Annotated in this window: 13 protein-coding genes; all 13 read right to left on the bottom strand. The window is 60.5% G+C overall.

The annotated features are described in order from the left end of the window. Positions 1-4: 4 nt before the first annotated feature. The gene (tssH, locus tag FEM41_RS05930; RefSeq protein ID WP_138095113.1) at positions 5-2,623 is read right to left on the bottom strand and encodes a type VI secretion system ATPase TssH; all 2,619 of its coding nucleotides are present in this window, start codon (positions 2,621-2,623) and stop codon (positions 5-7) included. Between the two features lie 208 nt (positions 2,624-2,831). Beyond that, entirely contained in the window at positions 2,832-3,887 is a 1,056-nt protein-coding gene (gene tssG, locus FEM41_RS05925) for a type VI secretion system baseplate subunit TssG (protein ID WP_138095112.1), read from the bottom strand. Then, the gene (tssF, locus tag FEM41_RS05920; RefSeq protein ID WP_138095111.1) at positions 3,884-5,755 is read right to left on the bottom strand and encodes a type VI secretion system baseplate subunit TssF; all 1,872 of its coding nucleotides are present in this window, start codon (positions 5,753-5,755) and stop codon (positions 3,884-3,886) included. The genes tssG and tssF overlap by 4 nt, the downstream gene beginning before the upstream one ends. Positions 5,756-5,757: 2 nt before the next feature. Next, positions 5,758-6,327 (bottom strand): type VI secretion system baseplate subunit TssE, encoded by a 570-nt coding sequence (tssE, locus tag FEM41_RS05915; RefSeq protein WP_138095110.1) that lies wholly within the window; start codon positions 6,325-6,327, stop codon positions 5,758-5,760. After that, positions 6,320-7,135 carry a type VI secretion system accessory protein TagJ gene (locus tag FEM41_RS05910; RefSeq protein ID WP_138095109.1) on the bottom strand — a complete coding sequence of 272 codons (816 nt, stop codon included), beginning with the start codon at positions 7,133-7,135 and terminating at the stop codon, positions 6,320-6,322. The genes tssE and FEM41_RS05910 overlap by 8 nt, the downstream gene beginning before the upstream one ends. A 14-nt stretch (positions 7,136-7,149) precedes the next feature. Beyond that, the gene (locus tag FEM41_RS05905; RefSeq protein ID WP_138095108.1) at positions 7,150-8,058 is read right to left on the bottom strand and encodes a hypothetical protein; all 909 of its coding nucleotides are present in this window, start codon (positions 8,056-8,058) and stop codon (positions 7,150-7,152) included. Positions 8,059-8,076: 18 nt separating this feature from the next. Continuing rightward, entirely contained in the window at positions 8,077-8,871 is a 795-nt protein-coding gene (locus tag FEM41_RS05900) for a PP2C family protein-serine/threonine phosphatase (RefSeq protein ID WP_138099121.1), read from the bottom strand. Next, on the bottom strand, positions 8,871-10,745 hold the full coding sequence (gene tagH, locus FEM41_RS05895) for a type VI secretion system-associated FHA domain protein TagH (RefSeq protein WP_138095107.1): 1,875 nt from the start codon (positions 10,743-10,745) through the stop codon (positions 8,871-8,873). The genes FEM41_RS05900 and tagH overlap by 1 nt, the downstream gene beginning before the upstream one ends. A gap of 141 nt (positions 10,746-10,886) precedes the next feature. Beyond that, complete coding sequence (locus FEM41_RS05890; protein ID WP_138095106.1) at positions 10,887-11,369, bottom strand: Hcp family type VI secretion system effector; 483 nt, start codon at positions 11,367-11,369, stop codon at positions 10,887-10,889. A 193-nt stretch (positions 11,370-11,562) separates the two neighbouring features. Continuing rightward, on the bottom strand, positions 11,563-13,065 hold the full coding sequence (gene tssC / locus FEM41_RS05885; protein ID WP_138095105.1) for a type VI secretion system contractile sheath large subunit: 1,503 nt from the start codon (positions 13,063-13,065) through the stop codon (positions 11,563-11,565). A 3-nt stretch (positions 13,066-13,068) separates the two neighbouring features. After that, a complete protein-coding gene (gene tssB, locus FEM41_RS05880; protein WP_138095104.1) occupies positions 13,069-13,596 on the bottom strand; it encodes a type VI secretion system contractile sheath small subunit in 528 nt (175 codons plus the stop codon). 71 nt (positions 13,597-13,667) lie between these two features. Continuing rightward, entirely contained in the window at positions 13,668-14,675 is a 1,008-nt protein-coding gene (gene tssA / locus FEM41_RS05875; protein WP_138095103.1) for a type VI secretion system protein TssA, read from the bottom strand. A gap of 8 nt (positions 14,676-14,683) precedes the next feature. Continuing rightward, positions 14,684-15,391 (bottom strand): type VI secretion system-associated protein TagF, encoded by a 708-nt coding sequence (gene tagF / locus FEM41_RS05870; protein ID WP_138095102.1) that lies wholly within the window; start codon positions 15,389-15,391, stop codon positions 14,684-14,686. Between the last annotated feature and the right edge of the window lie 3 nt (positions 15,392-15,394).

Here is a 15,394-nt window from a genome sequence, read left to right as displayed (position 1 = left end):
GCGATTACGCCGAAAACTGATACTGAAAATCACCCTGTTCGAAGGTAATGCGCAGGCGTTGGTATTTTTCTGCCCGGGCGCTGGCGGTCAGCAGCATTTTGCTTATCTGCGGCAGCAGGGTGTTGGTAAGAATGGCGTCGACCATACGACCGCCGGACTCCACTTCGGTGCAGCGCTGAACCACCTGGGCCGTTACGCTGTCGTCCACCTCGGTTTCGATGCCGTGATTTTCCAGCAGGCGGCGCTGAATGCGGCCCAGTTGCAGGCGCACAATCTCCGCCAGCATGGCGTCGCTGAGCGGGTAGTAAGGCACCACCAGCAGACGCCCCAATAGCGCCGGTGGGAAGACCTGCAACAGCGGCTGGCGCAGAGCGCCGGTCAGCGCCTCCGGCTCCGGCATCAGTTCTGGATCGGCGCACATGGCGCTAATCAGATCGGTGCCGACATTGGAGGTCAGAATAATAATGGTGTTACGGAAATCGATGTGACGGCCTTCGCCGTCCTCCATCCAGCCCTTATCGAAGACCTGGAAGAAGATTTCATGCACGTCCGGATGCGCCTTTTCGATCTCATCCAGCAGTACCACGCTGTAGGGCCGACGCCGTACCGCTTCGGTCAGCACGCCGCCTTCGCCGTAACCGACGTAACCCGGAGGCGCCCCCTTCAGGGTAGAGACGGTGTGCGCCTCCTGGAATTCACTCATATTGATGGTGATAACGTTCTGCTCGCCGCCGTACAGCGACTCCGCCAGCGCCAGGGCAGTTTCGGTTTTACCAACGCCGGACGGTCCGCACAGCATAAAGACCCCCACCGGCTTATTGGGATCGTCAAGCCGCGCCCGGGCGGTACGCACCCGGCGGGCTATCTGCTCCAGGCCGTGACGCTGGCCAATCACCCGCTGATTCAGGGTATCGGCCAGATTCAGCACCGAGTCGATCTCATTTTTGACCATGCGGCCCAGCGGAATGCCGGTCCAGTCGGAAACCACTGCCGCCACAACGCTTGCGTCCACGGCGGCAAACAGCAGCGGCGCTTCGCCCTGCAGTTCGTTCAGCGCCTGCTGACGCGCATCCAGCGTGGCGCGAATCTCCGCCTGCGCTTCGTCTTCTTCTTCGGCCTGCTGTAATTCCCCACGCAGCGCGATAATCTCGTCCACCAGCGCGCGCTCCTGCTGCCAGCGCTGGGTCAGCGCCTCATTTTGCGCCTGCTCGTCCGCAAGCTTTGCCTCCAGAGCCTTGATCCGCACTGGATCGCCTACGCCGACTTTCGCCTCACGACCGGCAATCTCTTTTTCCACCTCCAGGGCGGCAATACGCTGCTGGCAGGCTTCCAGTTGCGACGGCGGTGCGCTCTGGCTAACCGCAACGCGGGCGCAGGCGGTGTCGAGCAGCGCCACGGCTTTATCCGGTAACTGGCGCGCCGGAATATAGCGGTGCGAAAGTTTCACGGCGGCGCTTACCGCTTCATCCAGCAGTAGCACCCGGTGATGTTTTTCCAGCGCCGGAACGGTACTGCGCAGCATCAGCGCCGCTTTATCTTCATCCGGCTCCGCTACCTGTATGGTCTGGAAGCGACGGGTCAGCGCCGGGTCTTTTTCAATATATTTTTTGTACTCGGCCCAGGTGGTAGCGCCGATGGTACGCAACTGACCGCGGGCCAGCGCCGGTTTCAGCAGGTTAGCGGCATCGCCGGTCCCCTGCTGGCCACCGGCCCCAATCAGGGTGTGGATTTCGTCGATAAACAGCACCACCGGCGTGGGGCTGGACTGTACCTCGTTGATAAGCGATTGCAGTCGGGCTTCGAACTCGCCTTTCATCCCGGCCCCGGCCTGCAACATGCCGATATCCAGCAGCCATAGCTGAATATCGCGCAGCGATTCGGGCACATCCCCGGCGGCAATACGGCGAGCCAGCCCTTCCACCACCGCGGTTTTCCCTACCCCGGCTTCGCCGGTCAGCAGCGGGTTGTTCTGACGGCGGCGCATCAGGATATCCACCATCTGGCGAATCTCTTCATCGCGCCCCACCACCGGGTCGATTTTGCCGTCCCGCGCCCGGGCAGTCAGGTCCTGACCGTACTGCGTCAACGCCCCTTTCCCTGCGGCAGGCGCCACCTCTTCCGTGCCAGCCGCCGTCGCCTGCTGTTCCTCTTTACTGCCGGCAAAGACTTCGTCAAAGCTGTCGATCAACGCATCGGCGCTCAGCCGCTCAAACTGCGGCGAGATACCGCGCAGTACGCTGGCCAGGCTCCAGGTTTTCAGAATGCCGATCAGCAGGTGCCCGCCGCGAATGCGGTTGACGCCGAACTTCAGCGAACCATAAACCCAGGCGCGCTCCACGGCGTTATCGATATGTTCAGAAAGATCGGACACCGAGCTGGCGCCGCGCGGCAACTGGTCCAGCGCCGCCACAATATCGCGAGCCAGCGCCTCTTCGTCCAGAGAAAGATGCTGAATAAGCTGTTGCAGGTCGCCCTGCTGTTGCTGCATCAGTTGATGCAGCCAGTGCGCCAGCTCCACATACGGGTTGCCGCGCAGCTTACAGAAGGCGGTGGCGCTCTCAAGCGAGGTAAATAACAGCGTATCCAGTTTGCCGAACAGTACGGCGCGGCTGATTTCTGACATGTGAAGTTCCATTAATCATCAATAGGTGACGGAAGGGGGCCCTCACCCCGGCCCTCTCCCGGAGGGAGAGGGGGAAATTAGAAAACCAGCGCTAACCAGTCCTCTCGCCCCCAGGGAGAGAGGGCAAGTTAATCATCAACCAGTCCTCGCCCTCTGGGAGATAGGGCAAATTAATCATCAACCAGTCCCCTCTCCCTCTGGGAGAGGGTTAGGGTGAGGGAGATCCTTCCGGACTAAACTGCAAATCCCCGCGCGGTTCGGGAGTGGGCTGATGCCCCAACCAGGCGCTGTAGCCCAGGCGGCCTTCGCCCCCCAGCGCCGCGCCCTGAACCTCTTCCGCACGCAGGATCAGGCGCGTTTCCCACTGGTACTCAATGCCCAGGTACTGACGCACCCAGTCGCGCAGCGCCGTGACGTCCGGTTCGCCCGGTAGCAAGCGGCGATACTGTTCCAGAGAGAGCGGGCCGATTTCGATGCGGAATTTATGCTGAACGTCGCGCACCGCTTCTCCCAGGAAAGCGGATTCCCCCAGGCGGGGAGAGTGGCGACCGGCCCCCAGGCGCGCCTGCTCGCGGCGCGACAGCGGCATCCACTGGGGAACGTTTTCCACCAGCCGTACCGGCACGCCAAAATAGTGGCGCAGGATTTTTTGCAGCCCTTCGGCATCGCGCCCGTGGCGGGTCAGGTGACCGGCCAGGGTATAGCGGGCGTGCTGGCTCAGACTGCCCTTTTCCATCTGCCCCGGTTGCCCCATGCCGATCAGGCAGGACAGATAGCGTTCGAAGCGTTTGTTATCGCCGCGATCCAGCGACACCGTAGGCTGGGCATCCGCCCATGCCCGGTAAAACAGCAGGGTCAGGCGATGGTGGAACAGATCGGCAAAGGCGCTCAGGGTGTCGTCCTGGTGATGCCAGATACGTTCGCGGACATATTCGGTCAGATGGACCGGTAGCGGACCGTTGGGGCCGAACAGCCCAAAGCTTAAGATGGAAACATCATAGAGAGACGAGCCTTCACGTTTGCTGGCATCCGCCAGCGTGGAAGGCGCAAAGGCCATTGAGGGTTTCTGACCAATACGCAGCGGCTCGAAGCGCGGCAGCGGCGCCCGACCCAGCGGGTAACGCTGGCCGCCCTGAGCATCCAGACGGCGCAGTAGCTGGAACAGGTCATAACGCCAGGGCGCGGCCGTTACCTGATGCCAGAAACCCTCCGGTAGCCGGGTCAGGCGCTGAATGGGGGCGGCGCCAGTGGTGGCTTCACTCATATCAGCGCCCTTTTCCCCATCCGCGGCCCCCAGTAGCCGACTTCGCCGCGCTGCTGACTGTTCAGCGTGAATTCCGTAAAACTGTTCATCGCCACCAGCCGCGAGAACAGACGTTCCAGCACGCTACCAAACAGCCAGGGGCTGGAGCCGGAAAAAGCCTGTTCATCTACCGTTATCTCAATGCCAGTGCCGCGGGCAAAGACAATCGGACCCGGCTCTGGCACTCGGCGGTGCACCGGGCTTAACCGGCAGTGGCGAATGCCCTCAATCTGCCGGGCGACGGGCGCTTCCGCCAGTCGGGCATAGAGCCCCAGCAACTGGCGCAGCGAGGCGGCGCCTTCGCCATCCTGGCTGTCCACCAGGCTCAGGTAGTTCATCTGTAGCTGACTAATCAGCCGCCAGCTACTCAGCCCTTCCGCCAGGCCCGGGCGCGGCGGCGTTGGGCCACGGCGCATGGTCAGGCCGCGTACCGGCATGGAGTCCGGCAGCACAAACTGGCCGATATCCTGCTGGAGCATCAGCGGCAGATCGCGGCTGGTGCACAGTACCTCTGCGGTGATGTAACGCAGCTCATCGCGCCACGGCGTATGGCTTTCATCCACCAGCGAGACGAAAACTTCTGAACCGATATAGCCGGTACGGGTGCCATAGCGCTGAGCCTGTTCGGAAAGCGCGCGCTGTTCGCGACGCAGGGAAAAATAGGCGCCGTAGTCACCGTCGTCCCGACTCCAGGTGCTCCAGAAGGGGCGGAAGATTTGCTCTTCGCGCCGCCCCTCTTCGCTGGCCCAGATCTTATTAACGGCAAAGATTTCATAATCAAGGGGGCGAATATTATCCACCACCAGGTGGCACTCGCTGCGCGAATCATCCACCTTCTGGCGCGCCGCCAGTTTGGGGAACAGATTAATCACCGGCGTGCAGTGCAGGGCCAGGTGAGTACGATCCACTACCCGCTCAAGGGGGCCCTCGCTCTTATCCAGCAGGATAACAATCTCAAAGGCCCGGGCTTCGGTACAGCGCTTCAGCAGGCCGCGTAGCTGGCTGATGCTGATGAACTGAAAGCGCGCCGGGAAGGCGAAATATTCCTGCAACAGCCGGTAGCCGTCGAAGTTACGCAGATCGTCCGGCAGCAGCGCCTGGTCGGCGTCGAAACCTTCCTGACGCAGGGCGTCGTCACCCAGCACAATGCGCTGCGGCGTTTTCTCCACGCTCTGGCAAAAGATGCCCACCTGGTGCTGCATCAGCAGCTCCAGCAGTTTCAGCGCCTGGATATCCGGGCCGCTCAGGAACAGGTCGAGGCGGTCAAAGTCCAGATGGGTCAGCAGCATCGGGCCGTCACAGGCAATGCGGATACGCAGGGCACTGGCGGCGCCGCGCTGGTTAAGTCCCAACTGGCTGAGGGGCGCGTCGGCGGGTACGCCGCCCAGCTCTATCTGTTCGATGCGCAGCGGCAGCAGATTCACGTCGTGGGCGGTGGTATAGCTACAGGTAACGCCATTCTTCTTCAGGGTCTGGCTGTCCATCATGGTGCCGCGCGGCACCACAAAGCCGTTGCTCAGATCTCCTTTGCCGATATCCGGTTGCAGTTCGGCAATGGCCATCGAAGGGGTCGGCGCCAGATAATTCGGGGCGATCATCTCCAGCAGACGCTGGGAAAAGCGCGGGAATTCGGCATCCATCTTGAGCTGCACGCGGGAGGTCAGGAAGGCGAAACCTTCCATCAGACGCTCGACGTAAGGGTCCGCGACCTCGATACCGCGCATGCCGAGTCTGCCAGCCACTTTGGGGTAGCGTTCGGCGAACTCCGCCCCCATTTCGCGCAGCCAGGCCAGTTCGCGGTTGTAGTAGTCAAGCAGTTTACTGTCCACGCTTACCCCACATCTTTCAGTTCAAAGTGGCCGTTCTCCAGATCCACATCGGTACGAAACAGAAACTCCAGCGGCCAGGGCACGCACCACAGACGGCCTTTGATTTCGATCGACAGCACGTTATGCAGATCGAGCGAGTGCGGATCGGAGATGCAGCGGACCTGTAGCCCCTGGGGCAGGATCCGCGGTTCGAAATTCAGGATCGCCTCGGTCAGTTTGCGCTGAATGTCAGACCATTCGATATCCGACATCCGTCTGCCCGCCAGCGCCTCTACGCCAAAGTTGCAGACCGAACGCCGTACGTGCTCTGCGCCGCGCATATCCAGTTGAGCTTCGTTATTGATGGTGTTGAACAGCCACTGTAGATCGCGCAGTACCCGGCGGCGCAGAGCGCTATGGGTTAGCAGGTTGCTGTTAACCGGCTCCAGCCGCTTCTGGGGCTGATCGTCGGTCAGGCGATCCAACAGCGAGGGCTGCATTTTATCGCGTGAAGCGATCAGCTCCTGATTGCGCCGATGGCGATAGCCGCTGCGCAACAGATCGTCGCTGCCGTGGCGATATGAATCACTCATCGCTGTCATCACCGCCGCGGAAGGTCAGGGTTTCCAGGGTCAGCAGCGGGAATTCGCCGTCGGCGTTCAGCCACACCTTCTGCCCCCGGCCCTGGTAGTGAATCCCCTCTTCATCCAGAGCCTGCCATTCGGTGGCGCGCCCCAGCAGGAAGCGGTCGGCGGCGCCAGGCTCCAGCGGATAGCGGGCCGGGATCTGACACACCTGTTCGCTGCCGTCCACCAGCCGCACCAGGGTATGGCGCCATACCAGATCGATAGCGCCTTCCGGCGCCTGGAAGCGCATCTCTTCAATGGCGCTGAACGGCAGCCAGCAATATTTACCGTTAACGATAAGCTCGCAAACCGGTCCCAGGCGGGCATCACCATCCATCAGCCAGTCAAATTCGCGGGAATCCTGATTCTGCCCGGTGAGCGTGCCGGGATTCGCCTCGGCGCTGTCCAGCGCCGTATTCCGTAGCGCCGCCGCATCGGCGGCCTCCGCCGTCAGGGCGCTCGCCATCTCCTGTAACCAGGGCCACTGGGCTACGGGCATATCTGGCGCGGCCGCACCGGTCATCACCGCCTCGCGCTGCAATTCACCGGTAATGGCCTGCTCCAGCAGGGTCACCGTCGGCTGAGCGGCCGGCTTTAACGCCAGCCAGCTCTTCAACTGAGTGGCGGCACGGGTCCAGTTTCCCGCCAGGCACAGCAGCTGAACAAAGGCGGCGCGCAGGTCGGCATCCGCAGGCCTGGATTTAATGTCGCTTTCTATTTGTGCCAGGGCGTCGGCGAGTGAGTGACCCGCCAGCTGTTGTTCCAGGGTATACATCGTCAAATCTCCTGTTACTTCAGAGTGCGATAAGCGCCCGCCGCCGGATCGCGAAGCGTGGGGTGAAGTTTTTCAATCAGCAGGATGGTCAGTGACTGACCTGCCGGGAGATATCCCGACCAGACCTTACGCACCTCATTCAGGCGCGCCCGCAGTTCGGCGGCGTCTTCAGCCTGGCGGCGACTTATCTCTACCGCCACCGTTCCCTGGCTGTGCCAGCCGCTAACCGGCGTCGACCAGGGCAGAATCATCCAGCTCTGGGGCGAACGTTCATCACTCACCACCAGACGTTCATGGCTGGCGGCACTGATGTTCAGGTTGTTGATGGCAGCCTTTTCGCCAAGCCCGGCCACCGGGTAGCCCTGAATAAAGGCCACCGAGTGACCCGCCATCTGCCCGCGCTGGTTCAGCCATTCACCCTTCTTGCAGTTATCGCCCTGTTCAGGAATAAACAGCGCGCCGTTCTGCGGCCAGAAGGTACGTACCCGGCAGTCGGACTTCAGGCTGAAGGTTTGCGGCTGCGCGCGGGAAGCAGGGGGAGAGAGCGTTTCCGGGTTGGGCGGTGGCGCATCGGCTTCCACCTTCAATGCCCATTTGTCAGACTGACTGGCGCTACCGTCCGCCAGACGCTTACCCGCGCTATCTTCCAGATGCCAGTCAATGCGTTCCATCGCCGGACACTGCCTCGCCAGCAACATGCCCAGGCGTGGCATAAAGGCCTTCAACGCCTCGGGATCTTTCTTACCGCCGGTCACAATGCGCAGCGCCAGGGTATTACCGCACCAGGCGGCGGGTTTTTTGCCTGATACGTTATCGATCCAGACATCCAGTTTCTGGGAAGGGGACTGTACAATGCGATAGTTCATCGCCCAGGTACTGGAAGACGCCACCATCAGGGCCAGCCCCGCAAGCCAAAGTTTCATAAAAGTCCTTGTTAACAGTCAGTCGCGAAGAGGAAAGAACTGCGCCGCATCGCTGAGCGAGTGCAGCAGCGTCGTCTCCTGAGGGGCACCCACCCAGATAGCCACGGCGCTGTAGTTATCCTGTTTGTCCGGGGCCGTTCCGGCATTTTTCTGTAATAGTTGATCCATGAGCGTCAGCCACTCCTGGGGGTTGCTGACCATATTTAGCGACTGCTTCATCTGTACTTCGCTCACCCCGTGCCAGAAGCCATCGGTGCACAGTAAAAAGACATCGCCATCTTCAATGGGCATCACGTCGCTGTAGCTGGCTTCCCGTTCATCCTCCCCCATTCCCAGCGCAAAATAGAGCAGGTTGCTGTTGATGCCTTCGGTCTGATGTCCGGCATCTTTCATCTGCTGAATCAGGCTGTGATCGGTGGTGACGTGAAACAGCCAGCCGCGACGGAACAGATAAAGACGACTGTCTCCCGCGTGGGCCCACCAGGCCAGGTCGTAGTCGCGATCGATAAACAGCGATACCAGAGTCGTTCCCATACGTTGGTGCTCAGGCTCGGCCTTCTGGGCATCGCGAATGGTCTGGTTCGCGTGGTTCACGTAGTCGCGGGTATGCTGGGCATTAAGGTGCTCTTCACCGTCGAAGCGCGACAGAATGGCATCCCGCGCCAGGCGGGCCGCCACATCGCCGCCGGGCGAGCCGGCGATGCCGTCGCACACCACAAAACAGGCCGAACGGTCGCCGATGGTCTCACCGGTCTGATCCTGGTTACTGGCGCGGGCGCCCTGCCGGGAAAGTGAGGCCGTTGTGATATTCATCATTCTCCTTCCGATCCGCTCTGAGAGTCTTTGTACTGATTCACTTCCATGTCGTAAGCGTGCAGGAAGGCTTCGCCGAACAGCGTATGGAAGTCGTCTTCAATTTCACCGGCGGTAGCGCCGTACTGGCGGACAAAATAGTCCCACAGCGCGGCTTTACGGCTGCCGGGCAGTGCCAGGCGTGAGGCGGCCCCTTCACGCTTCGCCTCTTCTTCCAGTTGCTCCGGATTAAAGGATTGCAACATAGAGGCGATAATGGCGCGGATACCGGAGATCATGCCCAACTGGTGGGCCTGGAGGTCGATCAGCGCATCGCGGACCGATTTTTTGGGCTCCATAAAGCCCGGCATACGGGAGCCAAACATCTGCATCAACACGGTTTTACCTGACGGCAGCAGCTTAAAGGGGTTGTTGGCGTCATCAAGGATCATGGTCATATCGGCTTTTACGCCGCGCTTAAGAATCGAGCGCGACGAGAGCAGCGCCACCGTTCCCTGAGAGAACATGCTGAGCATCTGGCCAAGCTGGCGCATATTGTCTCGGTCAAACTGCGGCACCGGCTGCATGTCGCTGAGCCCCATTCCTTCCAGCAGCGCTTCCAGTAGTTCACCCTGCAACACATCGCCGCCGCCAGCGGGAGTTGCCTCTCCCACTTTGCCCGCACGCGGCGCGGCAGAGACGGGATCGATACGCAGGCGACCGCTGGTGCTGGCACTGGCCCGATGCTGAACCGCATGCGGCTCGGGTAGTGGAATATCGTCACGGGCGGCATAAGGCGGTTCCGGCTGCACGGGCGGCTCCTGCGGCGGCTGTGGTTCCGCGCTGGCGGCAACCGGCGGCACAGGCGCAGCGGGCTCTTCGGCAAACAGCGGCGAGTCGCTTAGCGAAGCTAGTGGCATTTCGTCCCGTGCTGGTTCTGGCGTCTCTTCCGGCGCGGGTTCGGGCTCTGGCTCTGGCGCCGTAGCGCTTGCCGGTTCCGGTGCTAAATCATCCGGATGAGTCAGCGGCGTGCCGCCCATCAGACCCAGTGGGTCGTCATGACGGGTACTTTGGCTGGGGCTCTCTTTCGCATTACTACCGCCAAACAGCGCCAGCGGATCGAGTTCGCCATCGGCCGGATCCTGCTCCGGTACTGGCTGACGCCCGGCCTCCGGCTGTTGCAGGGTAGACGGAGTGCCATCTTTCAGGATGCTGTCGCCGCTGAATAACTCTTCCTCGCTGAACAGTTTATCGGTGGCCACAGGCTTCGATTCAAACAGGGGCGCGTCGTCATCGCTGTTAAAGTGAGCCAGCGGATCTTCCGGGTTACGCTCCGGCTCGCTGGGCGCGTGGAAGGGATTTTCCGGCACGCTCTGGGGCTCTGGCGCAGCACGACGGCTGCTGGAGATGCTGTCGGCAATCGAGAATTCCTGCATCAGGCTGTCCCAGATTTCTGTCGGGACTGCCGTTGGCGCGTGCTCTGCGTGTGCGCTCTCTATCGGCGCATCCTGAGGCTGCGGCGCGGGCTGGGGTGGCTGAACCACCGCAGGCTGCGGCGGCGCGCTTTGCGGTACCCCCTGGCGCGGATCGCTCACGGTCAGACGATATTCATCGATACCAATGACATCGCCATCCTGTAATTCGACCTGACGGCCACGCTCCAGTGGAATATCGTTAAGCAGCACCCGGGTCACGTTGCCGCGGTTGGTGATGCGGCATTCTCCGTCTGCGGAAATATGGACGATAGCCTGCAACCGCGAGATAGCGCGATCGCTGTCCGGCAAAACCAGGTTGTTATCGGTACCGCGGCCAATGGTGCCGCCCGGCGCGGAGAATTCAAAGCTGCTCTGGGGCGGCTGATTGCCGGGCTTAAGGGTGGTGATGGTAAATCGCATAGTCTTGTCCTGCCAGGTCGTTATCGACGCTCAAAGGTCGCGGCTCTCGGGGAAAACCGCGGCATTTGAGGAAGGGGAAGGAAAGTGACGTAAAGCCTCTCTCCCGGGCAGGGAGAGAGGGACCACCGGTCAGACGCCCGATTACGCTTCGCGGTTTTCTTTGATGTTCCAGCCAGCGGTGCTTTCAGCGCCTTTACCGCCAGAGGAAGCCTGCTCCCAGTACTGCTGCTTCACTTTTGCGGCCTGGAAAGCGTAGGTCACACCAACGGTGTCGCCGTTTTCCGCGCCGGTGTACTGCACGGAAGTCACCAGCACTTCTTCCAGCGTGATGCGGGAATACTCAACCTGCTGGCCGCCAGCTTTACAGACGGACAGTTCGATTTTGGTGATGTGCTTACCGCTGGCGCAGTGCTTCAGAATCGCCGTGGTGGATTTGTCGATCAGCGCGTTTACGTGCAGGTCGTTAAAGTTTACCTTACCGGTGCCGCCGCCGCCGCCCACGCCCATATTTCCCGGCTGGGATGCGCCCCAGGAGAAAGAGGTAATGTCGGTCCAGCCGCTGTGGTTAGAATCTTTCGACTCTCCCGTCGCACCTTCGACTTTCAGAAACATATCAATAGCCATAATACCTACTCTTTTTTAAGTGACAGTTATTGCTTGTGAAAAGCGTTTTTATGGCAAACGGGAAAGCATGGGGCATAAACCATCCATATTTCACCTCTGCCTCATTCCTGGTTACTGCTGCGAATAGCCAGGCTAAACGGCGGGCTCAATAACAGAGCCCACCGAATTCGAATATCAATATTCAGATGGCGAATTACGCCTCTTTGGTTTTCAGCGACGGCAGTTTAGAAACCAGACGCAGAGAGACGGTCAGCCCTTCCAACTGATAGTGCGGGCGCAGGAAGAAGCGGGCGCTGTAATAGCCCGGATTGTCTTCGATTTCCTGAACCTGAACTTCGGCCGCTGCCAGCGGTTTGCGGGACTTGGTCTCCTGCGAAGAGTTCGCCGGATCGCCATCCACGTAGTTCATCACCCAGTCGTTCAGCCAGCGCTCCATATCTTCACGCTCGCGGAAAGAACCAATCTTGTCGCGCACGATGCACTTCAGGTAATGAGCAAAGCGGCAGCAGGCGAACAGATAAGGCAGACGGGCCGCCAGACGTGCGTTGGCGGTGGCATCCGCATCGTGATACTCCGCCGGCTTTTGCAGGCTCTGGGCGCCGATAAAGGCGGCAAAGTCGGAGTTCTTGCGGTGAACCAGCGGCATGAAGCCGTTTTTCGCCAGTTCCGCCTCGCGACGGTCGCTGATGGCGATCTCGGTGGGGCACTTCATATCCACGCCGCCGTCGTCGCTCGGGAAGGTGTGGCAGGGCAGATCCGCCACGGCACCGCCGGATTCCACACCGCGAATGGAGGTGCACCAGCCGAACTCTTTAAAGGAGCGGTTGATGTTGGCCGCCATGGCGTAGGCCGAGTTGGCCCAGGTGTAGTTGGCGTGGTTAGCGCCATCGGTCTCTTCTTCGAAGTCGAAGCTGTCCACCGGGTTGGTGCGAATGCCGTACGGCAGACGAGCCAGGAAGCGCGGCATCGCCAGCCCCAGATAGCGGGCATCTTCCGATTCACGCAGGCTACGCCAGGCGGCGTATTCGGTGTTCTGGAAGATTTTGGTCAGATCGCGCGGATTCGCCAGCTCCTGCCAGGATTCCATCTGCATTACGTCCGGCGAAGTACCAGCAATAAACGGACAGTGGGCCGCCGCGCCAATACGTGCCATCTCTCCCAGCAGTTCAACATCCTGCGGACCGTGATCGAAGTAATAGTCACCCACCAGACAGCCGAACGGCTCGCCGCCAAACTGGCCATACTCTTCTTCGTAGATTTTTTTGAAGATCGGGCTCTGGTCCCAGCCCACCCCTTTGTAGCGTTTCAGGGTGCGGCCCAGCTCTTTCTTGGAGATGCTCATAAAGCGGATTTTCAGCATCTCGTCGGTTTCGGTGTTGTTGACCAGATAGCTCAGCCCACGCCAGGCGCTTTCCAGCTTCTGGAACTCGTCATGGTGGATAATCTGGTTAACCTGCTGGGAAAGCTTCTCGTCGATACCGGCAATCAGATTCTGAATGGTGCGATAAGTATCGGAAGAGACCGTTACCGTACTTTCCAGCGCCTGTTCGGCCAGGGTTTTGACCGCATTTTCCACCGCCGAGCGTGCCTGGTCGGTCTTGGGTCGGAACTCTTTATTCAGCAGAGAGCTGAACTCATCGGTGCTGAATTCCTGCGCCTGAGCCTGCGAACTCTGCTGTTGTGATGATTTGCTCATAGATTACTCTCCGTTACCTTGCGACGGCTCGTCTTTGTTCGGCATCTGGCTCAGCGCCTTAAGCAGCGTCGGATCTTTCAGCACTTTGGCGATCAGCTCCTCGGCACCGTTTTTGCCGTCCATATAGGTCAGCAGGTTGGAAAGCTGAGTACGGGCCTCCAGCAGCTTGTTGAGCGGCTCGACCTTGCGGGCCACTGCATCCGGCTGGAAATCTTCCATGCTGTCGAAGGTCAGCTCGACGTTCAGCTTGCCGTCGCCGGTCAGGGTGTTATCCACCTGATAAGCCACCCGCGGTTTCAGCGCCTTCATGCGCTCATCGAAGTTATCGATGTCGATCTCCATGAATTTGCGGTCTTCAACGGCAGGCAGCGGGTCGACGGGTTTCCCCACCAGATCCGCCATGACCCCCATAACGAAAGGAAGCTGAATTTTGCGTTCCGCGCCGTAGATCTCCACGTCGTACTCAATCTGTACGCGCGGCGCGCGATTACGGGCGATAAATTTCTGCCCACTGGATTTATTGGTTGGCATGCTGTTCTCCGTCGAATATGCGCGGTGAAGTGTGGCGGCGGCCATTCAGCCGCCATAACGGGCGGACGCGGTTAATCACGGCGTCCAAAGATATTTTCCAGTTGATTGACGCCGTCGGGCGCCAGGTCGCGGATAATGTCCATAAAATCCTTCTCAATCAGCCGCTGGACCCGCTCAATCATCAGCGGAGCCGGGTGGCTGGGTTCGTGACGGGCAAAGTACTGTTTAACCTTTTCCAGCATCAGTTGGGCATCGTCGCGAGTCGCCAGCGATACGCTGCGCCAGTCCGCAACCGGTGCCAATGCGGCAGGCGCCGCCGTCGGTTCACTGACCTGCGAGACACTCTGTTCCGGGGAAGGTGCAGCGGAATGATTGCCCTGACAGAGGGCGATTACCGTGCCGATAATCTTCTGTTGCTCTTCCATTTCCGGTACGCCCCCCTGCCCCAACTGTTCGACCAGGTACTGACGCAGGGTTTCCAGACGCTGGTGGATCAACTGCAAGGCCTCAACGCCCGGCTGACCGCCACGCGCCAGCTCTTCTTCCAGCCGCGGCCGACCGCCCGGATACTCCGGGCATTCGGTACGGCTGCCGTCGAGCAGCGCCAGCGCGTCGCGTAGCGTTAATACGTCGCTACCGGCACTCAGCAACACCGACTGACGCAGCGCCGCCGACAGTGCCGAGCGATCGCCCAGCGAGGCCAGCGCGCTGATGCGGTAGAAAGGATCCTCTTCGCCATCATCAATCATTAGCGGATAAAGCTCGCGCCACCACTGCGTGATGGAACGTTCAATCAGTAGCAGGCCATCGGCATAACCTTCCAGTCCGCGACGTCGGGTCCAGGCATGGGTCAATGCCAGCATCACGCGCAGATCTTTGGTGCGTGCCAGCAGTGAGGTCGCCAGTTTTTCCACCCGGCTCCAGTCCGCAGGCTCAGCCGGAATAATGGTGTCGCCGAACTGCTGTTCCGCCTTCCCCTTACCGGCCTGCTCCATCGCCATAAAGTCGGCGTCGTACTCCAGGTTTTCGCCGCACGGTTGCGATTCGCTAACCGGCGCCAGGAAATCGTCAATATTCATGGCACAACCTATTCAAACATCGGCGGATAAAGCCCGTGGCGTCCCGGTCGGGCACCGCCTGCGGGGTCAAACAGCAGCGAAAAAAGCTGCGCGGTAAAATTGCCGCTGTGAACGTGGGTGTAGAGCGGATAACCGTCGCTGCGGTTGGTCCACCAGAAGCTGGTCTGACGCTGGGGATCGAAACAGTCAGCCGCCTGACGCCAGCTCAGGGTCGCCGGAGCATCGTCGTAGCCGATCACATCCAGAATGTCGGAGCGCTGCTCTTCCGACGGCAGTTGGGGTGCCGGGATCGACAACAGCGCCTCATCTAACTGGCTGGTGGAGTAGCCGTTGCGTACCGCGTGCAGTAGCGTGCGGCCCAACTGGCGATACCACTCTTCCGCCAGCGCCAGCTGCTGCGGCGACCACTCCGCCGGGTTAAAGGCGCAAAGCGCGCAAATGGGATACTGGCGCCCCACGCTGTCGCGACCGGGGAGCAGGCAGCCCATCTGCACCTGCTGACCGCCAAGCATCGGCGGCACCACAAAATTCCACACCGGCGCGCTACCAAAGCGCTGCTCGCCGTTGTTGCGCTGTTCCTCTTCCTGCCAGTTCAGCAGACCCACCTGGAACCAGTGGGACCACTGACGTTGCAGGGCGTCGGGGAACCGGCGCTGTAAAAAGTCACCGGCACTGGGTAATTTCCCGTACCAGCTAATCGCAGGGTAGTGACTCATTCT

This window comes from Jejubacter calystegiae (assembly GCF_005671395.1).
Classification (GTDB): domain Bacteria; phylum Pseudomonadota; class Gammaproteobacteria; order Enterobacterales; family Enterobacteriaceae; genus Jejubacter; species Jejubacter calystegiae.
Note: the sequence above shows the minus strand (reverse complement) of the source record. Positions and strands in the feature narration are given on the sequence as shown.